This is a genomic window from Hymenobacter perfusus (genome assembly GCF_003944765.1).
Taxonomy (GTDB): Bacteria; Bacteroidota; Bacteroidia; order Cytophagales; family Hymenobacteraceae; genus Hymenobacter; species Hymenobacter perfusus.
The window spans coordinates 1,123,790-1,149,506 of sequence record NZ_RWIU01000001.1; the positions used below are offsets into that span (position 1 = coordinate 1,123,790).

The window sequence follows — 25,717 nt, forward strand, 5'->3', positions numbered from 1 at the left end:
TTCCGGCAAAAAAACAAGTAACGTAGCTACTTTCTGCCCATTCACTGCACCACCACTTCCACCCGGCGGTTGCGGGGCCGTTGCTGCGGGTCGCGGTTGTCGGCTACCGGGCGGGTGCCGCCGTAGCCCCGCGCCGCCAGCCGCACCGAGTCAATGCCCTGCTGCACCAGGTACTGCCGCACCACCCGGGCCCGCTGCTCGGAAAGGCGCAGGTTCAGGGCCGCCTCGCCCACATTATCAGTATGGCCCGCTATTTCCAGCCGCATAGCCGGCTGCTCGCGCAGGCGGCGGGCTAGCTCGTTGAGCGTGGGCCGACTGGAAGGCAGCAGCGCAGCGGTGCTTTGGGTGAAATAGAGGTTGGGCAGCGTTACGGCCGCGCCTTTGCTCAGGGCCGATAAGTCCGGCAGCGGCACCGTATCCGGCGGGGTTACTTTTGGTGGTAGCGGCGTTGCCTGAGGCCGACGTACAACACGCGCGGCACGCGGCGCGGCCGCCACCGGCCGCCGTCCCACTACCACAGCCGGCTCGAGGGGCGTCATGGTCACACTGGGCCGGGGCGCGGCCGGTTGCGGGCGGACCGGTTGAGCGGCGGGTTTGCTGGCCGCTACCGGTACGGGCACCGCCGTGGTGGGCAGACTGGCATACAGATACGCCGCCGGAATCGGCTCCGGCTCCGTTGTAGTGGGCAGTTGCCAGGCCAGTGCAGCGCGTGAGTCCTGACCGGCCTGGTAATACTCCACCCGAATGGGGTAGTAGCGTCCGGCCGTGAGGGCAATTTGGGCCGTGTAGCTGCTGACGGCCTGATTTTGCCAGGAATTCAGGATGCGCTGACCACCTACCCATACCCGCATTCCGTCGTCCATCGTCATCCGGAACGTGTACACGCCCGTTACCGGGGCATACAGATGGCCCTTCCAGCGCGCCGAAAACCACTCGCCCGGCACGCCCGGCCCCGGCGACACAAAATGGTCGCCGGTCGGCCCGATAGTCCAGTTGAAGTCAATGCCCGGATCAACGCGGGTGAGGGCCAGCTTCTCGAAATTCTGCCCCTCGTAGTATTGCCCGCGCAGGCCCGTACCACTGGGGCGCGACTGCGCCGCACTTGAAAAGGAGAACAGCAACAGCCACCCAAAGGCCATGTTTCGGAAGTAGCGGGCAGGCAGCATAACGACTACAGTGTAAGGTTAGAAGCAAATTCAGCAGCATTCCGGCGGGCAGAACGGCTATTCAACCAGCGGCCTGCTTTATCACAACGAATCATTGGGTCGCAGCTATATATTTCTTTTCCGCAACAATACACCCGGCTCAGGTTAAGCGGGTGGCACCCGAATTGAATTTCGGAATTTCCGGTTGTATCTTCGCCGTGTTACTTATCCAGAAAGACCGAGGGATTGGGCCCGATGACGTCTTAGCAACCTGAAATAAAACAAGGTGCTAACTCCCGTTTCAGGTCCTTTCCGGGCTCTGAAAGAAGATAAGAACAGGCGTGCTCCCGGCGCGGCTCTTTCTGGATAGGCACTTTTTGCTGCTGATTTTCTCCAGAAAAGCCGATATGCCGACCGTCCTTCCTGCCCCCGCTACTACGTCTCCCCTCCACGACATCCTGCGTCAGCGCGTGCTGATTCTCGACGGTGCCATGGGCACCATGATCCAGCGCCACACGCTCACGGAGGAGGATTTCCGGGGCACGCGCTTTGCCGACCACTCGCACCCGCTGCGCGGCAACAACGATTTGCTCAGTCTCACCCGACCCGATATCATCCGCGGCATCCACGACGAGTACTTCGCGGCCGGGGCCGACATGGTGGAAACCAACACCTTCAGCGGCACCACCATCGCCCAGGCTGACTACGCCCTAGAGCACGTGGTATATGAGCTGAACTACGAGTCGGCGCGGCTGGCGCGGGAATCGGCCGACGCGTTTACGGCTCTCACGCCCGACAAGCCGCGCTTCGTGGCCGGGGCCGTGGGGCCCACCAACCGCACCGCCAGCCTCTCGCCCGACGTGAACCGCCCCGGCTTCCGGGCCGTGACCTTCGACGAGCTGGCCACCGCCTACCTGGAGCAGGTGCGCGGCCTCGTGGACGGCGGCTCCGACGCGCTGCTCATCGAAACCATCTTCGATACGCTCAACGCCAAAGCGGCCCTGTACGCGGTGCAGAAGTTCTTTGATGAAGGCGGCAAAGTGGTGCCCGTCATGATTTCGGGCACGATTACCGACGCCTCGGGCCGCACCCTGAGCGGGCAGACCGTGGAGGCGTTCTGGAACTCCATCCGCCACCTGCCGCTGCTGAGCGTGGGGTTGAACTGCGCCCTCGGCGCCGACCAGCTCAAGGTGTACATCAAGGAGCTGAGCCGCATTGCCGACGTGCACATTTCGGCCTACCCCAACGCCGGTTTGCCCAACGCCTTTGGCGGCTACGATGAGTCGGCCCAGGAATTTGCGGGCGTGGTGGAAGGCTACCTGGCCGATGGCCTCGTGACGGTGGTGGGCGGCTGCTGCGGCACCACGCCCCAGCACATCGGCGAGCTGGCCCAGCTGGCCGAAAAATACGCGCCACGGCCCTTGACCTCACGGGTTGCCTCACCCCCTAGCCCCCTCTCCGGTAGAGAGGGGGAACTAGATTTAGAGAAAGGAATTAGCTCTAAAAAGCTAGTATCTAGTTCCCCCTCTCTACCGGAGAGGGGGCTAGGGGGTGAGGCAATCACCCGCCTCGCCGGCCTCGAGCCCTTCAACATCACCTCCGACAGCCTGTTTGTGAACGTAGGCGAGCGGTGCAACGTCACCGGCAGCCGCGCCTTCGCCCGCCTCATCCGGACCGGCAACTATGAGCAGGCCCTGCAAGTAGCACGCGACCAGGTGGAAGGCGGCGCGCAGGTCATCGACGTGAACATGGACGAAGGCATGCTCGACTCGGAGCAGGCCATGACCACGTTCCTGAACCTGATTGCCTCGGAGCCCGACATTTCGCGGGTGCCCGTCATGATTGACTCCTCGAAGTGGAGCGTGCTGGAAGCCGGCCTCAAGTGCGTGCAGGGCAAGAGCATCGTCAACTCCATTTCCCTCAAGGAAGGTGAGGACGTGTTCCGGCAGCGGGCCCGCACCGTGCGCCAGTACGGCGCGGCCGTGGTGGTCATGGCCTTCGACGAAAACGGCCAGGCCGACAACTACGAGAAGCGCATCGAAATCTGCCAGCGCAGCTACGATATCCTAGTGAATGAAGTCGGTTTCCCGGCCGAGGACATCATCTTCGACCCCAACATCCTGACGGTGGGCACCGGCCTCGACGAGCACCGCAACTACGCCGTAGACTTCATCGAGGCCGTCCGCTGGATTAAGCAGAACCTGCCCGGCGCCCTCACCAGCGGCGGCGTCTCGAACATCAGCTTCTCGTTCCGCGGCAACGACGTGGTGCGCGAGGCCATGCACTCGGCGTTCCTGTACCACGCCATCCGGGCCGGCCTGGATATGGGCATCGTGAACCCGAGCCAGCTGGCCGTGTACGACGAGGTGCCCAAGGACCTGCTGGAGCTGGTGGAAGACGTGCTGCTCAACCGCCGCCCCGACGCCACCGAGCGCCTCGTGGACTTCGCCGACACGGTGAAGCAGAAGGACAAAGTGGAAGTGGTGGCCGACGCTTGGCGCAGTCTGCCGGTGAAAGAACGCCTGCAACACGCCTTGGTGAAGGGCATAACCGAGTTCATCGACCAAGATACCGAGGAAGTGCGGCAGCTGGTAGGCCGCCCGCTGGAGGTGATTGAAGGCCCGCTGATGGCCGGCATGAACGTGGTCGGTGACCTGTTTGGGGCCGGCAAGATGTTCCTGCCCCAGGTGGTGAAATCGGCCCGGGTGATGAAGAAGGCGGTGGCCTATCTGGAGCCCTACCTGCTGGCCGACAAGCAAAGCGGCGACCGGCAGACGGCCGGCAAAATCCTGCTGGCCACGGTGAAAGGCGACGTGCACGACATCGGCAAGAACATCGTGGGCGTGGTGCTGGCCTGCAACAACTTCGACATCGTGGACCTGGGCGTGATGGTGCCGCTGGAGCGCATCCTCGACGAAGCGCAGAAGCAGCAGGTGGACGTTATCGGGCTGAGCGGGCTGATTACGCCGAGCCTCGACGAGATGGTGTACGTGGCTCAGGAGATGGAAAAGCGCGGCCTGAAAACCCCGTTGCTCATCGGCGGCGCTACCACCTCCCGCCTGCACGCCGCCGTGAAAATTGCGCCCAACTACAGCGGCCCCATCGTGCACGTCAACGACGCGTCCCGCTCGGTGGGCGTAGCCGCCGCGCTGCTGGGCTCGGCTGATGTGGAGTACGCCCGCACGGTGCGCGAGGAGTACCGCCAGCTGCGCGAGGACTACGCCGGCCGCCAGCGCGACAAAAACTACCTGACCATCGAGGCCGCCCGCGAAAACGGCTTCAAGGCCGATTGGGCCGCTACGCCCATCGTCAAGCCGACCTTCCTGGGCACCAAGGCGCTGGAAGACTACGACCTGGCCGAGCTGGCCACCTACATCGACTGGACGCCGTTCTTCCAGACCTGGGAGCTGAAGGGCCGCTACCCGCGCATCCTGGAAGACCCGAACGTGGGCGAGGCCGCCACCCAGCTCTTCAACGACGCGCAGAAGATGCTGCGCCAGATCATCGACGAGAAGCTGCTCACGGCCCGCGCCGTCATCGGCTTCTGGCCCGCCAACACCGTCGGCCACGACACCGTGCAGGTGTTCACCGACGATACCCGCCAGCAAGTAGCCACCGAGTTTTTCACCCTGCGCCAGCAGAGCGAAAAGGCCGCGGGCGTGCCCAACCTGGCCTTCTCCGACTTCGTGGCCCCGCTGGAAACCGGCCGCCAGGACTACATCGGCGGCTTTGCCGTCACGGCCGGTATCGGCATCGAGAAGCACCTGGAGCGGTTTGAGGCCGAGCACGACGACTACAGCAGCATCCTGATGAAGGCCTTGGCCGACCGTCTCGCCGAGGCCTTTGCCGAGCGCCTGCACCAGCGCGTGCGGGAGGAGTTCTGGGGCTACGACCCGGCCGAAAACCTATCGAACGAGGACCTGATTCAGGAGAAGTACAAAGGTGTGCGCCCGGCGCCCGGCTACCCCGGCTGCCCCGATCACACCGAGAAAATCACCCTGTTTGAGCTGCTCGACGCCGAAGCCGCCACCGGCATCCGCCTCACCGAAAACCTGGCCATGTACCCGGCCTCGTCGGTGAGCGGCCTCTACTACGCCCACCCCGACAGCCGCTACTTCGGCCTCGGCCGCATCGGCCAGGACCAGGTAGCCGACCTGGCCGCGCGCAAGCACATGCCGCTGCCGGAGCTGGAGCGCTGGCTGATGCCCAACCTGAACTACGAGCCGGCAGTGGTGGCGGTAACGGCGGGGTAGGGCATGGACTGTTGCAACGAACCTGACGAAACGCCTCACCCCCCGCCCCCCTCTCCGAAAAAGGAGAGGGGGAGCCAGACGATGAACCGGTTAGAGGTTATTCTGCCACAGGAAAAGGCCTTTACCGCCGACAAGCGGCAGTATGGCAAGCTCAATCTGAAAGACCGAAGCCGGGCTATGCGCCATGCGCCCACGGAAGCGGAAGAAGCCCTTTGGCAGCTGGTGCGCGGCAATGCACCGGGGGCCAGATTCCGGCATCAGCATAGCATTGACCAGTATATCGTGGATTTTGTGAGCCTGCGCCACAAGCTGATCCTGGAAGTTGATGGCGAAGGCTATTATCAGCCTGATCAGCAGGACTACGATGCTGGCCGCACAGCCCTTCTTGCCGAGTTAGGCTACCGACTGCTGCGGTTTTCCAACGCTCAGGTCCTCACACAACCCCGCCGAACAGTCGCCACCATCAAACTCCACCTCACCTCAACTGCCCAATAACGCGTCAGGCTCCCCCTCTCCTTTTTCGGAGAGGGGGCCGGGGGGTGAGGCGCCCACCAGCACGAGCCGGACCACCGACCCATATGAAAGTAACCGAACACCTGACCCGCGCCAACGGCAATACGCTGTTTTCCTTCGAGGTGCTGCCGCCCAAAAAGGGAGAGAACATCCAGAACCTGTTTTCCAACATCGAGCCGCTGCTGGAATTCAAGCCGCCGTTTATCGACGTGACGTACCACCGCGAGGAGTACGTGTACCGGCAGCACGCCAACGGGCTGCTGGAGAAGAAAACCGTGCGCCGCCGGCCCGGCACGGTGGGCATCTGCGCGGCCATCAAAAACCGCTTCGATGTGGACACGGTGCCCCACCTCATCTGCGGCGGATTCTCGAAGGAGGAAACCGAAAACGCTCTTATCGACCTGCACTTCCTGGGCATTGATAACGTGCTGGCTTTGCGCGGCGACCCGATCAAGAGCGAGGGCCGCTTCGTGCCGGAACCCGACGGCCACGCCTACGCCTGCGACCTGATCGGGCAGGTGTCGGACCTGAACAAGGGCGCGTACCTGGATGAGGAGCAGGATGACGTGTGGGCCACCAATTTCTGCATCGGTACGGCCGGCTACCCCGAGAAACACTTTGAGTCGCCCAACTCAGGGGCTGATATCCGCTACCTCAAGCACAAAGTGGACCGCGGGGCCGAGTACATCGTGACGCAGATGTTCTTCGATAACGAGCAGTTTTTCCAGTTTGAGCAGAAGTGCCGGGCGGCGGGCATTCTGGTGCCCATCATCCCCGGCCTCAAGCCCCTCACCACCAAAGCCCAGCTTACGGCCCTGCCCCGCTCCTTCTACCTCAACCTGCCCGACGAGTTGGTAGATGCCGTGCACCTCGCCCCCGACAACGCGGCGGCCCGCGAAATCGGGATTGAGTGGTGCATCAACCAGAGCCGGGAGCTGATGGCCCACGGCGTGCCCTGCCTGCACTACTACAGCATGGGCAAGTCGGAAAGCATCCGGCGGGTGGCCTCAGCCCTTTTTTAGGGGTGAACCGGTGAGATAGTGAAATGGTGAGTTTTACGTTCTGACCACACCATATAGGCCAGCACAACGTAAAACTCACCATTTCACTATCTCACCGGTTCACCACTTTGGATTCCCTCGACGACCTGTTTGCACGCCTGCGCGAGGCGAAGGCCCCGGCTGAGATTGAGGCCCTGCAGGACGGCATCTGGCAGCTCTGGCTTACCACCGTACACCCCTTACTGGATAAGCGGCTGGAAAACGGCATCCGGGCCCTGGCCGCCGACGACTATACCTTAGCTATTCACGAGTTTACCTTCCTCACGGAAGCCATGCCGGAGTACGCCGAAGGCTGGAACAAACGCGCCACGGCGCACTTCTTACGCGGCGAATACAAGGCCTCACTGCGCGACGTGCAGGAAACCCTGCGCCGCGAGCCCCGTCACTTCGGTGCCCTCTCGGGGTGGGCCACCATGCTTCGCACCCTGGGCGACGACCGGGGCACGCTGCAGGTTTTGCGGCGGCTGGAACAGCTGTGCCCGGCTTGGCCGGGGCTGCAGCAGCAGCTCCGAAACCTGCGCGACCGGCTGGATGAGCGGCCGGACTAATTTACCAGCGGGGCCGCTATTTCGCCAGCCCGGGGCTTGCTGAGTTACCCAGATAGTTGTAAATTTCCCGGACCGGGCAGCTTCAACAGTCAATTCCCCCCGACTGTTTACTGTCTTTTCTGGCCGTCAGGGCCAGATTATTATGGTCCCACCCGCTTTCCCCGCCTGCCTGCGGCCTACGGTCGTGCTTGTATTAAAACAATAATTTCTTTGCTTCGCGGTAGTAAGCCGACTGGATTTCCAGCCGGCTGTTGCCACGTACTGTCCTCGCTACCTTCCCACCTGTTCCCATGAAACACGTTTTACTTTTCGCTCTTTTCCTCCTCACCCTGAGCGCACAGGCTCAGAAGCTGCGCAAAACCGATACCGGCAGTGGCATGCTGGATAAGGGCGAAAAGATAGGCGTATGGGAATACTACGCTTACACCCGCGACGGAAGCCAGGTAATTGCCCAGAAATACGACCACACGGCCAAAAAGCTGATTTTCTTCCGGCCATTCGATGATGTGCCCTATGCCGTACGCAACGCGGCCGGCGACTGGACGCGCCAGCGCGTGACCCATCCGATCTTCTATATCGGCAGCGACGCAGCCCTAGCTCCTTTCATCAGTAAGCTCAACTACCCGGCGGCGGCGCAAGCCAAAAATGTGCAGGGCCGGGTGCTGGTGTCTATTGTAGTGGATACCCTGGGCCACGCCACCGACCAGCAGGTGTTGCTGGGCATCGGCTCGGGCTGCGACGAAGAGGCCCTGCGCGTCGCCCGCAGTATCCCCGACCAATGGATTCCGGCCCGGGTGGGCAGCCGGGCCGTGGTATCGAAGTTTGAGCTGCCTTTTACTTTCCGATTGAGCCAGCAGTAAAACGGTGCCCCCGGCCAGGGCACAGGCCTACGGCCCGGGGCTAACCGTTGATTGTCCATTCCCGTATCTTACGGCCATGAAAAAGCACGTTTTGTTTGGGCTATCAGCCGGGGTTTTGCTCCTCTCCGCCTGCGACTCGACGCCGCGGGAGCGGCAGGATATGGTGAAACAGGAAGCCCGCAAGCTTGATACGGTAGTAGACGAGGCCGCTGCCAAGCTGCGCGTGGCCGGCCGCCGCGCCGCCCGCTTCGATTCAGTGTCGAAATCCCGCAGCCGCCAACCGCTGGATAAAGCCGGCGAAACCGCTTTCACCAGCGAGCTGTTGGGCACGTACACGGCCATTGAAGGCCTGACGCCCGCTACCATTGAGCCGGCCTTCGTGCAGTTTATGCAGCAGGTACGGGCCCGCCGCAAGCAATGGACCCAGCGCGACTGGGATTACGCCACCGCCATCAGCCGCCGCCTCAACGCGCAGTTTCGCGCCATTCGCCTCGACATCAAGGGCCGCGACGAGTTGCACATCCGGGCGCTGCAAACCGAGTTTACGGCCCTGGAAACCGGCCGCGACGTGAAGGACCTCGGCGACGCCGTGAAGCAACCGTAGCCCACCTTTCCATCGTAGTACCCGAGCCCCGCCCCGCGCGGGGCTTTTGCTTTCCGGCTTATGCTGCTTCGTCAATTACTGCCTTTTCTCCTGAGCCTTGCCAGCCTGTTTCAGCCGCTGACCACGCAGGCTCAGCAACGTTCCGCTCAAAAGCTTACACCTGCCCAGACCGCCCCGCCGCCCACCATCACCGCCGCCGAAACCGTACCGGCCGCTGACCAGTGGCTGCAACCCGGCGACCGGCTGCAGGTGCGGCTGATGGGCACTTCCGGTTTGCAGGGCTCGTTTCTGAACGGGCAGCCGCTCACGGAATTGCCGCCCGCCCAGGCGCAGGGCCGGCGCGGCGTGTACCAGGGCACCTACGTGGTGCGCCCCGGCGATACGCTGCAAAACCGCCTTATCCGGTTTGAGCTGCTTTCCAAAGACAGCCTGATGGCCACGGCCTTCAGCAAAAGTAAAATCCGGTTTCTCAACCCCAACGTGCCCCAGCTCGCCCTGACCAAAGGGGAGCTGGCCTACCTCAACTACGGGCTGGGCGAAGACCGGCTGGGTGGGGCCAAGCTCGGCTACCTCGATTCGGCGGTGGTGCTGCACCTGACGGGACGCGTGGGCAGTCAGTACCGGGCGCAGCTCTCACAAGCCACCGTGGCCTGGGTGCCGCAGGAAGTAGTGCGCCTGCTGCCGCCGGGCGGCTTCGTGCCCGGCTCCCTTACCGGCTCTTGGAGCGTGCAAGGCGACTCCGCGTACGATTACGTGCGGGTGCCCCTCACCCAGCGCCTGCCCTACCGCTCCCAGCTGCTCACGGAACCCGCCCGGCTGGTGGTGGACATCTTCGGGGCCACTTCCAATACTAACTGGATAACCCAGCGCGACGGGCTGCAGGCATTGGGCGACGTGACGTATGAGCAGGTGCAGCCCGACGTATTCCGACTGACACTGCACCTACGGCACCGCCAGAGCTGGGGCTACCATATCGGCTACCGGGGCAATACGCTGGAAATCCGGGTGAAACGGCCGCCGCAGAAGCTACGCCTGCGCGGCCTCACGGTGGCCCTCGATGCCGGCCACGGCGGCACCAACATTGGGGCCACGGGGGCCAGCGGAGCCCGCGAGAAAGACCTGACCCTGGCCATTGCCCTGAAACTGCAGCAGGAGCTGGAGCTGGCCGGCGCCCGGGTGCTGATGACGCGCACCACTGACGCCACCGTGGACAACGGCGACCGGGTACTGCTGCTGCGCCGCCTCAACCCCGATCTGCTGGTGAGTATCCACGTCAACTCCTCGGGTAGCGCCAGTGCCCACGGTACCAGCACGTTTTACCGCTACGTGGCCTTCCGGCCGCTTTCTGTGGCCTTATATGAGCAGATGCACGGTACCGGGCTGGCCGGTTTCGGTAACGTGGGCAGCTTCAACTTCGGGCTGAACGGGCCGACTGAATATCCCAATGCGCTGGTGGAAACGGCCTTCGTATCAAACCCCGAAGACGAAAAAAGGCTGATTGACCCTAAGTTTCAGCAGCGCATGGCGGAAGCCATGAAGCAGGGGTTGTTGCAGTTTTTAAAACAGAGCAGAGCCCCGGGGCTAAAGAGCTGGCTTGGCAAGCAAGCAGCGGAAGAATAGCTGGTTTTGCCCGCCGAAAGGTGACCCTCACCGACTGAAGCACGTAAGAATATGCGTGTAGCTACACCCTTTTCCGGTTTATCTCACGTATTCACCCCTGAGTAAGTGCTCACCTTCCGGCGGGCAGCTATAGCTTTTTAGCAAAAAATAGTTGTCTGGAAAACAGTAAAGCCTCCCCCAGGCCTCTACCTTAAGTGTTAATCAACTAATACCGGCTTCATTCGGGAGCTGGTATCAGGCCAGTAGTTTCCGTTCTTTTCTCTCCTAAAAAGCACCCGTTCCCGCATGGCAAACGACTCCTTTCTTGACCGCAGCCGCACCGTGGCCGGTCCTGGCTACAACCGCTGGCTGGTTCCGCCGGCGGCCCTGGCCATTCACCTCGCCATTGGACAGGCCTACGCCTTCAGCGTGTTCAACAAGCCCCTGGGCTCTCTCATCAGCGGCGACGTAAACGCCCCCGCTCCCGACGACTGGACGCCCACCCAGATTGGCATCACCTTCTCCATTGCCATTGTGCTGCTAGGCTTATCGGCGGCTATTTTTGGAAAGTGGCTGGAGCGCGTAGGGCCTCGCAAGGCTATGCTGGCTTCGGCTTTATGCTTCGGCGGAGGCTTTCTGATCGGCTCGTTGGGCATTCATCTGCACAATATCTGGCTGCTGTACTTCGGCTACGGCTTCGTGGGCGGCATTGGGCTGGGCATCGGCTACATTTCGCCGGTGAGCACGCTCATTAAGTGGTTTCCTGACCGCAAAGGCGTGGCTACCGGTATGGCCATCATGGGTTTTGGGGGCGGGGCCATGATTGGCTCGCCACTGGCCAACAACCTGATGGGCCACTTCAAGGACTCGGCTCCGCAGGGCGTAGCGCCCACATTCATTGTAATGGGTCTGATTTATCTGGTATTTATGCAGTTTGGGGTGTGGACCATCCGGGTGCCCGCCGACGACTGGAAACCGGCCGGCTACGTGCCCAGCACCGAGCACAACGCCATGATTACCACGGCCAACGTATCGGCCGATAACGCTATCAAGACGCCGCAATTCTGGCTGCTGTGGGTGGTACTGCTGACCAACGTAACGGCGGGCATTGGTGTGCTGGAAACGGCTTCGCCCCTCATTCAGGAAACCTTCTCCGACGGCGCCATGGGCGCAGGCGCGGGTGTAACTGCTGCCGCTGCTGCGGGCTTTGTGGGCCTACTGAGCTTGTTCAACCTGCTGGGCCGCTTCTTCTGGTCATCGGCTTCCGATAAGCTGGGCCGCAAGGTCACGTACGCCATTTATTTTGGGCTGGGCATTCTGCTGTACGCGCTGGTGCCCACGCTGGGCCACGGCCTGCAACTGACACTGTTTGTGGTAGTAGCCTGCGTGATTATCAGCATGTACGGCGGTGGGTTTGCCACCATTCCGGCCTACCTCTCCGATATGTTCGGCAAGTACCAGGTAGGTGCCATCCACGGCCGTTTGCTCACGGCCTGGAGTACGGCCGGCGTATTAGGGCCGCTCATCGTGCACACCCTCCACGAGCACGCCAAAGAGCAGGGCCTGACCGGCGCGGCGGCCTACCAGAACGTATTCTACACTATGGCCGGCGTGCTGGTGCTGGGTTTGCTGGCCAACCTGGCCGTACGCCCCGTGAAGGAGCAGTACTACGAAAAAGGCCCCGTAACGGCCGAAGCCGGCGGCCACTAATCCCTGAAAGGAGCCTGAAATACAGATAGATGCTCGTGTCTTGGTTGCGCTGCTTTGTGCAGCTGCCGGTTGCCGTTTCACCTTTCTGTGTCATGCTTCATCATTCACCTCTCAACTTTCCTCCCTTATGACTACTCCCGCTAATTCATCTGCTCCGCACGTTGAGGAGCCCGCCGTGGGTGGCTCGGCCATTATTGCCTGGCTGTACGTGGGCATTCCGCTGGCCTGGGGCGTGTCGCAAACCTTTATCAAGGCGCTGGCTTTGTTTAAATAGGTTTTTCGCCCCGAAATTTTCATCTTCAGAAGCACCCTTAAGGGGTGCTTCTGTTGTTTTTAGGCCCATACGGCCGACTGGCCCCGCCTCCTCTCATGTCTTCGGATTCCGCTGCTCCTGCCAACATCGTCCTGCTCGATTCCTTTTCGGATGTCATTGCCGCCCACCTGGCCAAAAACCAGCTGGAAGCGGCCGGTATTCCGTGCTTCCTCAGCAACGAAAGCCGGCCCTACGGCCCCGTGCTGGGCAGTGTGCGCCTGTTCGTACGCCAGCCTGACGTAGCGGCAGCCCAGGAGGCCCTGCACCCGCAGCGCGCCGCCATGCAGGCCATGCCCCCGGAGTCGCCCGACGAGGAGTCGGCCGCCACGCTCCGCTGCCCCCGTTGCCACCACCCCGACGTGGTGTGCCGCCACCAGCCCCAGCCCCAGGACAACCTGTTCGTGAAGCTGCGCCTGTGGCTGCTGGCCCCCGAGAAACCCCAGTGCCACTGCTTCCAGTGCGGGCTGGATTTTGAGGGGTAGTGGGGAAAGTCGAAGAGAAAAAGTAAAAGCTGACCAATAGCAGATGCTTTCGACTTGTTACCTTTTGCTTCATCAACCTACTACTTCCAATCAGGCATATTATCGGCCAATGTCCCGTTTAGCTATTATATATCTGCTTCTGCTGCTAACCGCATACGGGGCTACCCCCGGCTTGGCGCGGGCCCAGGCGGCACCAAACTGCCCCGCCTTTATTCAGGTTCTTCCAGCAGAACTTCGACAGCACATTGGTGTATGAAAGCCGCTCTAGCTGGTACGATGTTCCGGATATGCTGATTCTTGCCAAACAGGGCAAGGAAGTGTACTTTTTCACTTACAGAAGCCCATACAATTCTACTCGAGGACACTTCGTACCGGGCGGCCTTACTCGGTATTTCAATGAACAGGAGGCCCGCTTCCGGACTACTAAGCCTGATACTAACCGATTTCTACTTCTACCGGAAATAAACATTAGGAATCTGGCGCAGACTTGGGAAGCGTTACGCCCCAGGCAACTGTGGAAAGTACGGGATGCTGATCCACATCCAGCGGGCCAGATCTGCGGGGCGGAAGACGCCGAAACCAGTATCCTGCATTTTCTCACCCGCGCCAGCGCACGGTCAGCTAGCTTTTATGCTCCCGATTTTTATGAGCAATGCGAAGGTAAAGGCTTCAATCGTGGACAGGTAATCCGGGCCCGGAATACACTTCAGAACCTGTTGAAGCAGTAGCGGCTACCGAAACCGCCACACTGGCAGAACCGTGCCTGCGGGGAAATGCTCCGGTTCCGGCGGTAGCTCTAGGAAGCCACTGGAGGTGAGCAAGCTAGCCATGTCGCCGGAGCCGCCGGCCCGCTCGGGGGTGGCCAGCAGGCGGCCGTCGGGGCCGGCCTCCAGGCTCACCAGCAGGAAGTGCGTCATGGGCGGCTTGAAGTCGATGGGGTGGGTGAGGACGGCGGGCACGGGCGCGGCCCCGGTGGCCGAGGTACCGGCGGGCTGCTGCACGGCCAGCAGCCAGGGCCGGGCGTAGCGGTAGAAGTTCACGAACGTGGACACCGGGTTGCCAGGCAGCGCAAACACCACCGCCCCGCCGGGCTGCTGCCCGAACCAGAACGGCTTGCCCGGCCGCTGCTTCACCTCGTGAAACACCTGCTCCACGCCCAGCTCCCGCAGCACACTCGGCAGAAAATCAGCCTTGCCCATCGACACGCCCCCGCTGAGCACCACCGCATCGAAGCCCGAAAGCAAGGCAGGCAAGCCCTTGCGCAAGGCTTCGGGGTCGTCGTCGAAGTGGAACAGTTCGGTGCGGGCCCCGGCGGCTTCGGCGGCGGCCTGCAGCATCAAGGCATTGGAGCGGCGGATCTGGTGGGCTTGGGGCTGCTCGGTGATGGGCACCAGTTCGTCGCCGGTGCTCACCACCGCCACCCGCGGCCGCCTCGACACGGCTACGGTAGCGGCTCCCACGGTGGCGGCCACCGCCATTTCGGCCGGCTCCAGGCGCGTGCCGGCGGGCACCAGCAGGTCGCCCTGGTGGCGGTCGGCAGCCTGGGGGTGCACGTTGTGGCCGGCCCGGGGCGGCAGCGCCTGCACGGTGGCCCAGCGCTGGCCCGCCGAATCGGTGCGAAACGTGAGGTCTTCGTAGCGAATCACGGTATCGACGCCGGGCGGCAGCATGGCCCCGGTCATGATTTCCACGGCCGCCGTGGCATCCTGCACCAGTCGCGGAGGCTGACCGGCAAACTGTGTGCTTTCAATGCGGAATTCCGCCTGGCCCGCTGCCAGCGCCCCGTAGCGCACGGCCATACCGTCCATGGCCACCCGGTTAAAGGGCGGAAAGTCCCGGTCGGCGCGCAGGTCCTCGCGCAGCACGCGGCCGGCGGCCAGGCTCAGAGAAAGATGCTCCACTCCCAGTGGGCGGATGGTGGCGGCAACAAGGCGGGTGGCTTCAGCAACGGAAATCATAGGCACGAAGGTAGAACAAGCCGTAGCTTGCGCCGTTTCTCAACGCGCAAACCGGCTGGTTGTTTGGGCCAGACGCAGTAGCGCGAACTTTGTAGTTCGCGTCCCCGAAACGTTGCAACGACAGCCACTCGAATGGCGCGGGAACACGAACTACAAAGTTCGCGCTACTGCTTGCCTACACGCCAGTGAACTTCACGGTCACGATGGGCGTCGTTTCGTCGCAGCGGAGCAGGTGAGGCTGGGTGGCCAGCAGCGCCGCCGAATCCTTATAGGCGAAATCGAACTCCTGCAGAATGCTGCTGTCGAAGTCGCCCTGGCGGTTGAGCAACTCAGAGAAGCGTTGCCGGTACGCGTCCTTTTCCGTCTTCTTCAAGGAGTGCCAGAATTTGAGGGTATCGGTGCGGCTCAGCTGCCGGCCGGCGCCGTGGGCGCAGCTCCAGAGGGCCGGCTCCAGCGCCTCGTGCCAGGGGTTGGGTCGCACTATCAGGGAGCCCCGGCTCATCGAAAGCGGAATGACTACCTCGCCACCGGCCACCAGCTGGGTGCTGCCCTTGCGGTGAATGATGCCTGCGGGCGTGAAGTCGAGCAGGTTGTGGCAGCTGTCGGCCACCACAGGAGTGCCAGCGGCCACGTACTGGTTGCGCAGCAGGAAGTCGTAGGTTTTGTCCAGAAACTCCCGCCGCCGACCAGCTGCGTACGTGAGCACCCGCTGGTATTGCTGCCGGTAAGCCGGCGTGGCCACCTCAGCGGGCAACCAGTCCTGGCCGGGGTTGTGCAGTTGCAGCAGTCGGACATTTTCCTGGTACATATACACGCCCAGGTTGCGGCTCCCGGTGTGCACGATGACGTACAGGTAATCGGCCGACTCTTCCAGCGACAGGAAGTGGTTGCCGCCGCCCAGGCCTTCGTCGGTCATGCGGTGAACTTCCCGTTCCAGCGCCCGGTAATGTCGGGCCTTATCGAACGGACGCAGCACTTCCGACCTGGGAATGCGCAGGTACGCCACCCCGCATCCCATATCCTTGCCGGTCACCAGCGGGTAGAAAACGTCGTTGGTCTGGAAGGCGACGCCTACCGGAATGGACCGTTCGGAGCAGTAGTGAATATCAGGGAATACGGCAATCTGGCCGATGTTATCCTGTTGCTCGAAGGCGAGCAGGGACTGTAGCGCGTTCTGCTCCACGGCGCTACAATCCGTGAAATAGACTGTTTTCACGGGGTCTTCTTTACGAAATGAATAAGCGGGGCGCGCCTCGGGGAGCAGCCGCATAGTGGGCGCGCAATCTTCAGGGTCTCAGCATAGACCTGCGCAAAGATGCTGAAAAAATCAATCCGGCAGCTGCGCTGGTTATTTCATTCGGCTGGCACCAACGGCCGGGGCAGCGCAGTAGCGCGAACTTTGTAGTTCGCGCCCCCGAATGGTAACCGAACGACAGCCACCCAAACGGCGCGGGGGCGCGAACCGCAAAGTTCGCGCTACTTTCCGGGCAGTACCTTCGTACAGGCCTTACTCTCCACTTTCCTCACTCACAAGCTGAAGCTTGTGCTCCGTATGTCCGACTCCGCTAAACTCACTCACCTCAACGACGCCGGCCAGCCGGCCATGGTGGACGTGGGTGCCAAACAACCCACCCGCCGCGTGGCCCGCGCCCGCAGCCGGGTGGTGCTCGGCCCCGAAATCATGGCCCTGGTAAAGGAAGGCGACCTGCCGACCCGCAAAGGTCCCGTGTTTCAGACGGCTATTCTGGCCGGGATTATGGGGGCCAAGCGCACCTCTGAGCTGATTCCGCTGTGCCACCCGCTGGGCCTGGATAACTGCCAGGTGACCATTGAGGTGGATGGCCCCGATGCCGTGCTGATTGAGTGCACGGCCACCGTGACGGGCAAAACCGGGGTGGAAATGGAGGCCCTAACCGGCGCTTCGGTGGCGGCCCTCACCATCTACGATATGTGCAAGGCCCTCTCGCACGACATTCTCATTCAGGAAACCCGCCTCATCAGCAAAACCGGCGGCAAACAGGACTTTCACCATGCCGGATAACGCCCCCGCCGATAAACCCCGCACCAAGCACGCCCACCTGACCCGCCCCGCGCTGGGCGAGTTCGGACGGCACGAGCTGGCCATTCTGGGCGCGCCCTGCGGCCGCATCAAGGAACTGGCAGCCAGGCTGCTGCCGCTGCTGTCCGAAACCCTGCGCGTGGCCTACGTGGATGCCGACCACGCCGCCGCCGATGCCGTGCGCAACGGCACCGCCCCCGAAACCGGCATGCTGGCCGCCGGGGCCAGCGCCGAGCTGACCGACAACATCCGCTTCGCCCGCCTCGACGTGAAGCGGCCCCTGGACCGGTTCAGCCAGCCCGAATTGCTCCAAAATAACAGCCTGGTGCTGGTAAACGGCAACCACTTCCGGGCCGCCCAACAGCTGGTGATTCTGGACCCCGCCAAGCCCGTGGAAAAGAAGCTGGACCGCCTCACCGACGTGCGCGCCCTGCTGCTGCCCGAAGGCGTAACGGAAGTGCCCGCCTACCTGCGCGCCCATCTAGAAGAAGCCAATGTACCCGTACTGCCTTTGCACGATACCGGCGCTATTGCCCAGCTGATTCTGGCCGAGTGGCAGGCCACCGCGCCGCCGCTGCGGGGTCTGGTGCTGGCCGGGGGGCGCAGCCAGCGCATGGGCCAGGACAAAGGCAAACTGGCCTACCATGGCCAGGAGCAGCGCGCCTACGCGGCCGAGCTGCTGGCCCCCTTCTGCCAGGACGTCCACGTTTCCTGCCGCCCCGACCAGGTGGTGGAGCTGGAATACGCCGGCCTGCGCCCCCTGCCCGACACCTTCGCCGACTTGGGACCTCTCAGCGGCATCCTCTCGGCCCTGCGCCTCGACCCCAATGCCGCCTGGCTGGTAGTGGCCTGCGACCTGCCGTTTCTGTCCGAAACCACCCTGGCCCACCTCGTGCAGCACCGCCAGCCGGCCCGCCTCGCTACGGCCTTCCAGAGTCCCGAAAACGAGTGGCCCGAGCCGCTCATCACCATCTGGGAGCCGGCCAGCTACCCGCAGCTGTTGCGCTTCCTGAGCCTGGGCTACAGCTGCCCCCGCAAAACCCTCATCAACTCCGACGTGGCCGTGCTGCCCGCCCCCGCCCCTCAGGAGCTGCGCAACGTGAACACGCCCGAGGAAGCAGCACAGGTGCGCCAGGAGTTGGAGTAACGAGTAGAAAAGACCGTCATTCCGAGCCTGCGAGGAATCTCGCGTGCTGAGGTTGAAACGCAAAACAGAACGTCATGCTGAGCTTGTCGAAGCATCTCTACCGCAATGCTAATCAAAGCAGTTAGCCAGAGGTAGAGATGCTTCGGCAAGCTCAGCATGACGTTCTGTTTTAGCAGATTTCGGCCAGAAAAGTGGTTACGGGTGCGCGGCAACCCACACGTCGCCGTCTTCATAGAACTCCTTTTTCCAGATGGTGACTACCTGTTTCAGGGTATCGATGATGTACTGGCAGGCGGCGAAGCTCTCGGCGCGGTGCGGGGTGGACACGGCCACCACCACGGCCACGTCGCCGATGTGGAGGGTGCCTTTGCGGTGTACCACGGTTATGTTCTCTACCATCGGCCACTGTTCAGCGGCCTGCTCGGCTACTTTGTGGAGCTGGTGCAGGGCCATGCTGTCGTAAGCTTCGTACTCGAGGCGCACCACGGGGCGGCCGGTGCTCTTGTTGCGCACCGTGCCGATAAACGTGTTGATAGCGCCCGCTCCGTCGGCTTCCACACTGCGCAGGGCGGCCGGTACGTCGATGGGCTGGTCGGTGAGGTCGATGTTGATCAAGGGAAGGACGGGAAGGATTTGAGGTCGTGAAAAATGGCCGTCATGCTGAGCTTGCCGAAGCATCTCGCATGCTGACGTCCGGGGCAATCTGAACGGTGTAGAGACGCAGCATTTTGCGTCTCGTCGTTGAACGACTAGGGCCGCGCCAAGCATTGCCGATTGAACAACATCAGCAACGACGAGACGCAAGATATTGCGTCTCTATCCGCCGCTTACCGGCGGAATCAGCGCTATTTCGTCGCGCTCCTGCAGCAGCGTATCGTCGGCGGCGTACTCGTTGTTGACGGCTACGGCGAGGCTGGTAAGGCGGGCCAACTCGGGGTAGCGGGCGTGCAGGTCGTGGAGCAGGCCCTGGGCCGACTGGCCTTCGGGCGCGGAAACCTCCAGCGTGGATTGTCCCACGATTTCGCGGGCAATGCCAAACAAAGCAATTTTCAGGTTCATTGGTTATTTAGTAGTTCTGTATGAAGCCAGCGGCCGTGGCCGATGCGAGCGGAAAGTTCGCACTAGGTCACGCCAAGCCAGTGAGGCCGAAGCCAGGCAGCTTTTTCCCGAACGGAAAAGGCTGGTTTACGTTGTTTGTTTTGCTGCCGTCGTGCGCAGCGTTGTTTTTCCTTGCCGAGTATGCCTACTGCTGTACCCTCCGTTCTGTTTGATAATCATGGCCGCCCGCTGGAATACCTGCGGCTGGCCGTCACGGACCGGTGCAACCTGCGCTGCTTCTACTGCATGCCCGAGGAAGGCATTAAGTACCTGCCCAAGCAGGAGCTGCTGACCTACGAGGAAATGGAGCGGCTGGTAGCCCTCATGGCCGGCTTGGGGGTGCGCAAAGTACGCCTGACCGGTGGGGAGCCGTTCGTGCGCCGCGACCTGGTGCCGTTCATGGACCGCCTGAGCCAGATTCCGGGCATCGAGGAGCTGACCATGACCACCAACGGCGTGCTCACCGCACCCCACGTGCCCGAAATGGCCCGCATGGGCGTGAAGGCCGTGAACCTGAGCCTCGACACCCTGGACCGCGCCCGGTTCGCCAGCATCACCCGCCGCGACGAGCTGCCCCGTGTGCTCGACACGCTGTACGCGCTGCTTGCGGCCAACATCCGGGTGAAAATCAACGCCGTGGTGATGGACGGGCAGAACACCCAGGACCTGCTGCCGCTGGCCGAACTCACCCGCGACCTGCCCGTAGATGTGCGCTTCATCGAAGAAATGCCCTTCAACGGCGGCAGCCACGACGCCACGCCCGCCACGCTGCCCTGGAACCACAACCGCATCCGGGAGCATCTGGCCCTAAACCTGGGCGAGCTGACGCCGGTACCCGCCCGCTCCGGCGACACGGCCTCACACTACACGGTTGCCGGCCACCAGGGCCGTCTGGGCATCATTGCCGCCTACTCGCGCACCTTCTGCGGCACCTGCAACCGCATCCGCCTCACGGCTGAGGGCGGCCTCAAAACCTGCCTCTACGACCAGGGCGTACTCGACATCCGCGCTTTGCTGCGCGGCGGCTCCTCGGATGAGCAGATTGCCGACGCCCTGAAGTCGGCGTTCCGCAACCGCGCCGCCAACGGCTTCGAGGCCGAAAGCCAGCGCCCCTTGCACCAGCTCAGCTTCGAGTCGATGAGCACGATTGGAGGGTAAGTGGAGCTGCTGAGACATAACTTGCGACCCTACTGCTGCACGTTTTGCCTCCCGCACCATGACCGTACTCCTGATCGGCCTGCTATTCTTCAATCTGTTGTGTTTTCTGCTTTTCGCCCTCGATAAGCGCAAGGCCCAGCGCGGCCAGCGGCGCATCCCGGAAAGAACCCTGCACCTTGCCACTCTGCCGGGCGCGGCTCTTGGCGCGTGGGCGGCTATCCTGCTGCTGCACCACAAAAACCGCAAAGCCGCTTTCTGGAGCGTTACGCTGGCACTGACGCTGCTGCAAGCCGCCGTGTTCTATTTCATGTGGCCTTACTTGCAGGCGTCGGTTTGACGAGAATAAGAGGTGGCATAGATGCACTAAGCAGATACGTTTCGTCAGATTAGTCGCAGGGTATGTTTCATTTATTGCTCGTATCCTTGGCCCACTATGAAGGTGCTATTCTGGATCCTGGGCGTGGGGGCGGCGCTGTACGTGGCGGTGTGCGTGCTGCTGTATTTTCAGCAGGAACGCCTGTTGTTCTTCCCCACCAAATTACCCGCTGATTACCGTTTCCGGTTCGACAACCGGTTTGAGGAGCGGTGGCTGCCCACGGCCGACGGCACCCGTTTGCACGGCCTGCTGTTCCCCGCCGATTCAGCGGCCCGGGGGCTGATTTTCTACCTGCACGGCAACGGCGGGGCGCTGGATAGCTGGGGCGAGGTAGCGGCCACCTACACCCGCCTTGGCTACAGTGTTTTCCTACTCGACTACCGCGGCTACGGCAAAAGCGGGGGCCGCATCAGCAACCAGGCGCAGCTGCTGGCCGATGTGGACACCGCTTACCAGCAACTCACGCGGGAGTTTCCGGAAGCCCAGACGGTGCTGCTGGGCTACTCGCTGGGCACCGGGCCGGCGGCGTGGCTGGCGGCCCGGCACCACCCGCGCATGCTGGTGCTACAGGCCCCCTACGCCAGCATGCAGGCCATGGCACGCCAGCATTACCCCTGGGTGCCGCCCTTCATTGTGCGCTACCCGCTGGCCACCGACGAGGTGCTGTCCCGTGTATCGCCCCCCATCGTCATCTTCCACGGCGACCAGGATGAGGTCATCAGCCCGGTATCCACGGCCCGGCTCCGGCAGCATCTCAAGCCTCACGACCAGTTCATCACACTGCCCGGCGCGGGCCACAACGGCATGACGGACAACCCGGACTATCAGCGGGCCATCCGCCGGGTGCTGACCGGGTTGTAGGCAGATGGTTGCCGGGTGGCAGGCATTTTCTGGTGAGTGAAGAACAGGCATGACAACAGCGCAGGTTGGGCAAAGGGAATCCGGTTATTTACCTTCGGGCCCTGATGCTGCTTCTTCCCTCCCGCCTGCTTTCCTGTTCCGGCCTGCTGCTCCTGGCTCTGCTGCCCACGGCCGGCCGCGCCCAAACCAACGCCATTCCCGACCCGCAGTGGGGCACCTGGCATATTGCTACGGTGGTCCTGCCCGGCGGCCCGAAGCACTGGGGCGGCTATGCCGAAGTGCAGACCCGCGCCAACGGACTGTTCCAGCAGTATTTCTACACCGAGCTGAAAGGTGGCGTGAGCTATGATCTGGCCAAAAATTTCACCCTGATGCTGGCCGGGGGCCGCTACTCTACCGCCGACTACCGCGACCTGAGCGACGGCCCGTTGAATGTGGAAAGGCGCCTCTGGCAGCAACTCACGCTCACACAATTTGCCGCCCGACTGAAGCTGGAACACCGGTACCGCATGGAGGAACGCTGGTACCGCTTCCGCGATGATGTGGTGCCGGCCGGCTCCTCCCGCTACCGGACGCGCATGCGCTACCGCTTCAACACCTTTCTGCCCCTCAACCATGCTAACTTCACCGATAAAACGGCTTTCCTATCGGTGTATGATGAGGTGTTCTTCAATCCGCGCGGGCCGTTTTTTGAGCGCAACCGCCTGTACGCCGGGTTGGGCTACCAGTTCGATAAACACTGGACAGTGCAGGCCGGCTGGGTTAACCAGACCAACTACACGCCCGCCAACTATCGGCTGAACGTGTTTACGCCCCAAACCAGCGTGGCCAAAAACAACGTGGTGTTGTCGGTGATTTACCGCCTCGGCCGCCCGGCCACTACCTCCCCGGAATACGTCCCATCCCAACCCGACTAAGCAGCGGGTACCAGATGCAGCGTGAGTGTGTGGCGGGCCTCACCGGCGTACAGCATGTGCAACTCCAGCGTGAGGTGCTGGCTGGTGAGGGCTTTGATGAGTAGGTGCAGGGCCGCCTCATTGCCGGCCTGTACAATTTTACCGGCCTGCTTTATCCAGCGAAGGGGAGCCGCTGCTTCGGGAGCCTGGTTCAGGAAGCTGAAGTCAAACACCACGCCTTCGCCCATGCTCCAGTAGCCCTGAAATGGCTGCGGACCAGCTTCAATACGCACTGTTTTCCAGATCCGACAAAGTACTTGTTCTTCCATACGCCGTTACTTACCCAGCCCTACCCAGCCGCGCTGCATGGCATAGTACAACGCCGTACCCACCAACAGGCCCACAAGGTAACCATACGGCAGCCCGCTACACAGTAACCCCACTAATAAAGCCAGCAACAAGCCAGTGCGGGACTCGCTGATGTCGCGCAGCAGGGCGGCCAGCGTGAGGGCCTCGAACATCAGCAGCACGCCCAGAATTGGCAGCGGGAAAATCTGCACCAGCTGCTGGAAACCCTGGCTGAAGAATAGGCCCAGCACCACGAACAGCGTGCCGTAGAGCACCACCGAGCCGCCCGTGCGCCCGCCAAAGGTATAGTGTCCCACCATACCGCCCGAGCCGTGGCAGACCGGAAAGCCGCCCAGAAACGGATTGACGAGGTTCATAAGGCCGTAGGTGAAGCTAATTTGCCGCACGGTAAGGCGGCGCTCCGGAAAGTAATCCTCCACCACCTGTCGGGTCGCCAGCACCGAGTTGCCCAACGACAGCGGAATCTGGGGCAGGGCCAGCAGCACCGCGCCCGTCAGCACATCGGCCACCTGCGGCACGTGCCAGGTGGGTAGATGCAGCCCAATGGCGCGGGTGGCGGTGGCGTAATCCAGCTGAAACAGCAGCCCGTAGGCCACACCCAGCGCCAGCACTACCAGCGCGGCCGGCCAGCGCCGGTTGCCCAGCAGCGCCACCGTCACCACAAACGCGGCCGTGGCCAGCGCGTAGCCCGGCAGGCCGGCGGCCGGCACGTACTCCTTGAGCGCCAGCGTGGCCAACTGTAACGCCAGCCCGAACTGAATGCCCCGGATAACGGGCTTGGGCACCAGCCGCGCCACCGCATCAATCAGCCCCGAAACCGACAGCACCAGCATGCTCACGCCAATGGCCAGCCCGCCCCCGGATATCACGCGGCCCGGAATTTTCTGGGCAATGACCAGCGCGGCAAAGGCCTTGAGGGGCTGCACCGGCATAGGCATGCCGTACCACACGCCCGAGAAAATCTGCATCAGCCCGAACATGACCAGCACACCCGCGCTATCAATGCCTGAGGCCGCAATAACGCCGATGAGCAGCGGCAGATCCGTGCCCAGTCCCGCCAACGCCCCCGCCAGTTCGTTACGGTCGAAGCGGATGCGCGGGCGGGTAGTGGTGGGAGCAGTAAGCGGCATGAAAGACGGGCAGAAGGTGTAGAGACGCGTATTCGCGCCTTGTTGTTACTGAGGTTGTTTAGCTGGCGTGGTTCCAGCCGTTAATTTATAACGTCATGCTGAGCGAAGGCGCAGCCGTAGCCGAAGCATCTCTACCGCTTCCTTGCAATAGTAATTCAACGAAGCGGTAGAGATGCTTCGGCAAGCTCAGCATGACGTTCTTGTGTATTCTCTTGCTTCTTAACCCCCACTACCTCATCACCTCATCACCCATTGCCGCATCTTCCCAGGCCAGCATGCCGCCTTCCAGATTCAGCAGGTTGGTGAGGCCGAAATCGGTTTGGAGGCGCTCCACGGCCTTGGTGCTGCGGGCGCCGCTGCGGCAGTACACCACCACCGGATGGTGCTTGGGCAACGTGGCCACGCCGCGCTCCAGGCTGCTCAAGGGCAGCAGCGTGGCGCCGGGCAGGTGGCCGGCGGCAAACTCGTGGGGCTCGCGCACGTCCAGCAGAAAGGGTGGGTGCTCCGAGGCCAGCTGCGCGTGCAGCTCCTGAACCGAAATGCTGGTGACGCCTGCGCTGCACAACTCGGCGTAGTCGGTGGTGTTGGCGGTGTCGAGGTTGAGGACGGCCTGCTCGGGGCGGCGGGCAAACTTGAGGGTGCGGGTCTGGAATGTGAGGGCATCGAACAGCCAGAGCCGGCCGCTGAGCACCTCACCTAAGTCCAATACCACCTTCAGCGCCTCGGTGGCCTGGGCCATACCCACCAGGCCGGGCAGCACGCCCAGCACACCGGTGGCGTCGCAGTTGGGGGCTTCCTGGGCCGAGGGCGGCTGCGGAAACAGGCAGCGGTAGGTGGGGCCGCCCTGGTAGTTGAACACCGAAACCTGCCCCTCGAACTTGTAGATGGCCCCCGAAATCAGCGGCTTATCGAAGCTCACGCAGGCATCGTTGAGCAGGTAGCGGGTCGGAAAGTTGTCGGAGCCGTCAATCACCACATCGAACTTGCTGACTAGCTCGCGCACGTTGCCCAGCGTCAGGCGGCAGTTGAATACTTCCGTGTTGATTAGCGGGTTGAGGCGGCGCAGGGCTTGCGCAGCGGTGGCGGCTTTGGGCTGGCCCAGGTCGGCGGGGCCGTACAGAATCTGCCGCTGCAGGTTGCTCCGGTCCACTTTATCGGCATCCACGATGCCGAGCGTGCCCACGCCGGCGGCGGCCAGGTACTGCAGAATGGGGCAGCCCAGGCCGCCGGCGCCCACTACCAGCACGCGGGCCGCCTTCAGCCTCTCCTGGCCCGCCTCCCCGATTTCGGGCAGCTGCAGGTGACGGCGGTAAATCTGGCGTTCTTCGGAAGTGAGCATGGCAAAGGAAAGGTGAAGGCGTAAAGATGGGCCGCCGCCGCTGAACGACCGGCAGTTGCCGCCTGGATGGGCGGGCATCGGCCGGGCCGGTTCTGCCGTAAGCAGCGAGGTGGCGCGACGCAGCTCCGGCGGCCCGCCCATCCAGGCGGCAGCGCGGCCGGCCCTTCAAAACTCCCAACCCATTCGGAAGGTTACTTTAAAAGACGACGGCAGCTCCGCCCCTCGGCCTTCCTATCCC

General features: G+C 62.6%; 24 protein-coding genes and 1 riboswitch. Of the genes, 16 read left to right on the plus strand and 8 right to left on the minus strand.

Annotation, left to right across the window (positions count from 1 at the left end; all coding sequences use genetic code 11):
* Window positions 1-41: 41 nt before the first annotated feature.
* Entirely contained in the window at window positions 42-1,166 is a 1,125-nt protein-coding gene (locus tag EI293_RS04855; RefSeq protein ID WP_125435999.1) for an OmpA family protein, read from the minus strand.
* 201 nt (window positions 1,167-1,367) lie between these two features.
* A riboswitch (SAM riboswitch) is annotated at window positions 1,368-1,481 on the plus strand.
* 71 nt (window positions 1,482-1,552) lie between these two features.
* Here EI293_RS04855 and metH point away from each other — a divergent pair.
* The 10 genes from metH to EI293_RS04900 all read left to right on the plus strand — a co-directional run bounded on the left by metH (window position 1,553) and on the right by EI293_RS04900 (window position 13,088).
* Complete coding sequence (gene metH, locus EI293_RS04860) at window positions 1,553-5,398, plus strand: methionine synthase (RefSeq protein WP_125436000.1); 3,846 nt, start codon at window positions 1,553-1,555, stop codon at window positions 5,396-5,398.
* A gap of 81 nt (window positions 5,399-5,479) precedes the next feature.
* Window positions 5,480-5,893 carry an endonuclease domain-containing protein gene (locus tag EI293_RS04865; protein ID WP_125436001.1) on the plus strand — a complete coding sequence of 138 codons (414 nt, stop codon included), beginning with the start codon at window positions 5,480-5,482 and terminating at the stop codon, window positions 5,891-5,893.
* An 83-nt stretch (window positions 5,894-5,976) separates the two neighbouring features.
* Window positions 5,977-6,933 (plus strand): methylenetetrahydrofolate reductase [NAD(P)H], encoded by a 957-nt coding sequence (gene metF / locus EI293_RS04870; protein ID WP_125436002.1) that lies wholly within the window; start codon window positions 5,977-5,979, stop codon window positions 6,931-6,933.
* A 107-nt stretch (window positions 6,934-7,040) separates the two neighbouring features.
* Window positions 7,041-7,520: a tetratricopeptide repeat protein gene (locus EI293_RS04875; protein WP_125436003.1), complete on the plus strand. Its 480-nt coding sequence runs from the start codon at window positions 7,041-7,043 to the stop codon at window positions 7,518-7,520.
* Window positions 7,521-7,810: 290 nt separating this feature from the next.
* Window positions 7,811-8,380, plus strand: a complete 570-nt coding sequence (locus EI293_RS04880; protein WP_125436004.1) for an energy transducer TonB — start codon at window positions 7,811-7,813, stop codon at window positions 8,378-8,380.
* Between the two features lie 76 nt (window positions 8,381-8,456).
* Window positions 8,457-8,984, plus strand: coding sequence for a hypothetical protein (locus tag EI293_RS04885; protein ID WP_125436005.1), 528 nt, complete (start codon window positions 8,457-8,459; stop codon window positions 8,982-8,984).
* Between the two features lie 60 nt (window positions 8,985-9,044).
* Window positions 9,045-10,604 (plus strand): N-acetylmuramoyl-L-alanine amidase, encoded by a 1,560-nt coding sequence (locus EI293_RS04890; protein WP_125436006.1) that lies wholly within the window; start codon window positions 9,045-9,047, stop codon window positions 10,602-10,604.
* A 285-nt stretch (window positions 10,605-10,889) separates the two neighbouring features.
* A complete protein-coding gene (locus EI293_RS04895; protein ID WP_125436007.1) occupies window positions 10,890-12,293 on the plus strand; it encodes an L-lactate MFS transporter in 1,404 nt (467 codons plus the stop codon).
* A 127-nt stretch (window positions 12,294-12,420) separates the two neighbouring features.
* Entirely contained in the window at window positions 12,421-12,567 is a 147-nt protein-coding gene (locus tag EI293_RS22045; protein WP_170170182.1) for an MFS transporter small subunit, read from the plus strand.
* A gap of 95 nt (window positions 12,568-12,662) precedes the next feature.
* The gene (locus EI293_RS04900) at window positions 12,663-13,088 is read left to right on the plus strand and encodes a putative signal transducing protein (protein WP_125436008.1); all 426 of its coding nucleotides are present in this window, start codon (window positions 12,663-12,665) and stop codon (window positions 13,086-13,088) included.
* A 731-nt stretch (window positions 13,089-13,819) separates the two neighbouring features.
* Here EI293_RS04900 and EI293_RS04905 read toward each other — a convergent pair.
* Both EI293_RS04905 and EI293_RS04910 read right to left on the minus strand, forming a co-directional pair.
* The gene (locus EI293_RS04905; protein ID WP_125436009.1) at window positions 13,820-15,046 is read right to left on the minus strand and encodes a molybdopterin molybdotransferase MoeA; all 1,227 of its coding nucleotides are present in this window, start codon (window positions 15,044-15,046) and stop codon (window positions 13,820-13,822) included.
* 175 nt (window positions 15,047-15,221) lie between these two features.
* Window positions 15,222-16,262: an RtcB family protein gene (locus tag EI293_RS04910; protein WP_170170246.1), complete on the minus strand. Its 1,041-nt coding sequence runs from the start codon at window positions 16,260-16,262 to the stop codon at window positions 15,222-15,224.
* Between the two features lie 336 nt (window positions 16,263-16,598).
* On the opposite strand from EI293_RS04910, the gene moaC reads away from it, so the two are divergent.
* On the plus strand, window positions 16,599-17,087 hold the full coding sequence (gene moaC / locus EI293_RS04915; RefSeq protein ID WP_125417263.1) for a cyclic pyranopterin monophosphate synthase MoaC: 489 nt from the start codon (window positions 16,599-16,601) through the stop codon (window positions 17,085-17,087).
* Window positions 17,077-18,252, plus strand: a complete 1,176-nt coding sequence (locus tag EI293_RS22225) for an NTP transferase domain-containing protein (RefSeq protein WP_246010529.1) — start codon at window positions 17,077-17,079, stop codon at window positions 18,250-18,252. Before moaC ends, EI293_RS22225 begins: the two co-directional genes overlap by 11 nt.
* A gap of 195 nt (window positions 18,253-18,447) precedes the next feature.
* Here the strand turns inward: EI293_RS22225 and EI293_RS04925 are convergent, their stop codons facing one another.
* Together EI293_RS04925 and moaD are read right to left on the minus strand one after the other, a co-directional pair.
* Window positions 18,448-18,867, minus strand: a complete 420-nt coding sequence (locus EI293_RS04925) for a molybdenum cofactor biosynthesis protein MoaE (RefSeq protein WP_125436011.1) — start codon at window positions 18,865-18,867, stop codon at window positions 18,448-18,450.
* Window positions 18,868-19,068: 201 nt separating this feature from the next.
* On the minus strand, window positions 19,069-19,311 hold the full coding sequence (gene moaD / locus EI293_RS04930; RefSeq protein WP_125436012.1) for a molybdopterin converting factor subunit 1: 243 nt from the start codon (window positions 19,309-19,311) through the stop codon (window positions 19,069-19,071).
* 180 nt (window positions 19,312-19,491) lie between these two features.
* Between moaD and moaA the strand changes: the two genes are divergently transcribed.
* The 4 genes from moaA (at window position 19,492) to EI293_RS04950 (ending at window position 22,662) form a co-directional block, all read left to right on the plus strand.
* Window positions 19,492-20,508: a GTP 3',8-cyclase MoaA gene (moaA, locus tag EI293_RS04935; RefSeq protein ID WP_125436013.1), complete on the plus strand. Its 1,017-nt coding sequence runs from the start codon at window positions 19,492-19,494 to the stop codon at window positions 20,506-20,508.
* A 58-nt stretch (window positions 20,509-20,566) separates the two neighbouring features.
* Window positions 20,567-20,845 (plus strand): DUF1294 domain-containing protein, encoded by a 279-nt coding sequence (locus EI293_RS04940; RefSeq protein ID WP_125436014.1) that lies wholly within the window; start codon window positions 20,567-20,569, stop codon window positions 20,843-20,845.
* Between the two features lie 96 nt (window positions 20,846-20,941).
* The gene (locus EI293_RS04945) at window positions 20,942-21,745 is read left to right on the plus strand and encodes an alpha/beta hydrolase (RefSeq protein ID WP_125436015.1); all 804 of its coding nucleotides are present in this window, start codon (window positions 20,942-20,944) and stop codon (window positions 21,743-21,745) included.
* 104 nt (window positions 21,746-21,849) lie between these two features.
* The gene (locus EI293_RS04950; protein ID WP_125436016.1) at window positions 21,850-22,662 is read left to right on the plus strand and encodes a DUF2490 domain-containing protein; all 813 of its coding nucleotides are present in this window, start codon (window positions 21,850-21,852) and stop codon (window positions 22,660-22,662) included.
* Here EI293_RS04950 and EI293_RS04955 read toward each other — a convergent pair.
* The 3 genes from EI293_RS04955 to moeB form a co-directional block, all read right to left on the minus strand.
* Window positions 22,659-22,970, minus strand: a complete 312-nt coding sequence (locus EI293_RS04955) for a hypothetical protein (RefSeq protein ID WP_125436017.1) — start codon at window positions 22,968-22,970, stop codon at window positions 22,659-22,661. The two genes, EI293_RS04950 and EI293_RS04955, sit on opposite strands and share 4 nt — an antisense overlap.
* Window positions 22,971-22,976: 6 nt before the next feature.
* Complete coding sequence (locus tag EI293_RS04960; RefSeq protein ID WP_125436018.1) at window positions 22,977-24,140, minus strand: putative sulfate/molybdate transporter; 1,164 nt, start codon at window positions 24,138-24,140, stop codon at window positions 22,977-22,979.
* A 229-nt stretch (window positions 24,141-24,369) separates the two neighbouring features.
* Window positions 24,370-25,479, minus strand: a complete 1,110-nt coding sequence (gene moeB, locus EI293_RS04965; RefSeq protein WP_125436019.1) for a molybdopterin-synthase adenylyltransferase MoeB — start codon at window positions 25,477-25,479, stop codon at window positions 24,370-24,372.
* Between the last annotated feature and the right edge of the window lie 238 nt (window positions 25,480-25,717).

Bases quoted from the DNA above. Each gene is read 5' to 3' on its own strand.
- EI293_RS04880 (WP_125436004.1), top strand. From the start codon at position 7,811: ATGAAACACGTTTTACTTTTCGCTCTTTTCCTCCTCACCCTGAGCGCA.
- moaD (WP_125436012.1), bottom strand. From the start codon at position 19,311: ATGAACCTGAAAATTGCTTTGTTTGGCATTGCCCGCGAAATCGTGGGA.
- EI293_RS22225 (WP_246010529.1), top strand. From the start codon at position 17,077: ATGCCGGATAACGCCCCCGCCGATAAACCCCGCACCAAGCACGCCCAC.
- EI293_RS04905 (WP_125436009.1), bottom strand. From the start codon at position 15,046: ATGATTTCCGTTGCTGAAGCCACCCGCCTTGTTGCCGCCACCATCCGC.
- EI293_RS22045 (WP_170170182.1), top strand. From the start codon at position 12,421: ATGACTACTCCCGCTAATTCATCTGCTCCGCACGTTGAGGAGCCCGCC.
- EI293_RS04945 (WP_125436015.1), top strand. From the start codon at position 20,942: ATGAAGGTGCTATTCTGGATCCTGGGCGTGGGGGCGGCGCTGTACGTG.
- EI293_RS04900 (WP_125436008.1), top strand. From the start codon at position 12,663: ATGTCTTCGGATTCCGCTGCTCCTGCCAACATCGTCCTGCTCGATTCC.
- EI293_RS04950 (WP_125436016.1), top strand. From the start codon at position 21,850: ATGCTGCTTCTTCCCTCCCGCCTGCTTTCCTGTTCCGGCCTGCTGCTC.
- EI293_RS04960 (WP_125436018.1), bottom strand. From the start codon at position 24,140: ATGCCGCTTACTGCTCCCACCACTACCCGCCCGCGCATCCGCTTCGAC.
- moaC (WP_125417263.1), top strand. From the start codon at position 16,599: ATGTCCGACTCCGCTAAACTCACTCACCTCAACGACGCCGGCCAGCCG.
- EI293_RS04955 (WP_125436017.1), bottom strand. From the start codon at position 22,970: ATGGAAGAACAAGTACTTTGTCGGATCTGGAAAACAGTGCGTATTGAA.
- moaA (WP_125436013.1), top strand. From the start codon at position 19,492: ATGCCTACTGCTGTACCCTCCGTTCTGTTTGATAATCATGGCCGCCCG.
- EI293_RS04890 (WP_125436006.1), top strand. From the start codon at position 9,045: ATGCTGCTTCGTCAATTACTGCCTTTTCTCCTGAGCCTTGCCAGCCTG.
- EI293_RS04855 (WP_125435999.1), bottom strand. From the start codon at position 1,166: ATGCTGCCTGCCCGCTACTTCCGAAACATGGCCTTTGGGTGGCTGTTG.
- EI293_RS04885 (WP_125436005.1), top strand. From the start codon at position 8,457: ATGAAAAAGCACGTTTTGTTTGGGCTATCAGCCGGGGTTTTGCTCCTC.
- moeB (WP_125436019.1), bottom strand. From the start codon at position 25,479: ATGCTCACTTCCGAAGAACGCCAGATTTACCGCCGTCACCTGCAGCTG.
- EI293_RS04865 (WP_125436001.1), top strand. From the start codon at position 5,480: ATGAACCGGTTAGAGGTTATTCTGCCACAGGAAAAGGCCTTTACCGCC.
- EI293_RS04895 (WP_125436007.1), top strand. From the start codon at position 10,890: ATGGCAAACGACTCCTTTCTTGACCGCAGCCGCACCGTGGCCGGTCCT.
- metH (WP_125436000.1), top strand. From the start codon at position 1,553: ATGCCGACCGTCCTTCCTGCCCCCGCTACTACGTCTCCCCTCCACGAC.
- metF (WP_125436002.1), top strand. From the start codon at position 5,977: ATGAAAGTAACCGAACACCTGACCCGCGCCAACGGCAATACGCTGTTT.
- EI293_RS04940 (WP_125436014.1), top strand. From the start codon at position 20,567: ATGACCGTACTCCTGATCGGCCTGCTATTCTTCAATCTGTTGTGTTTT.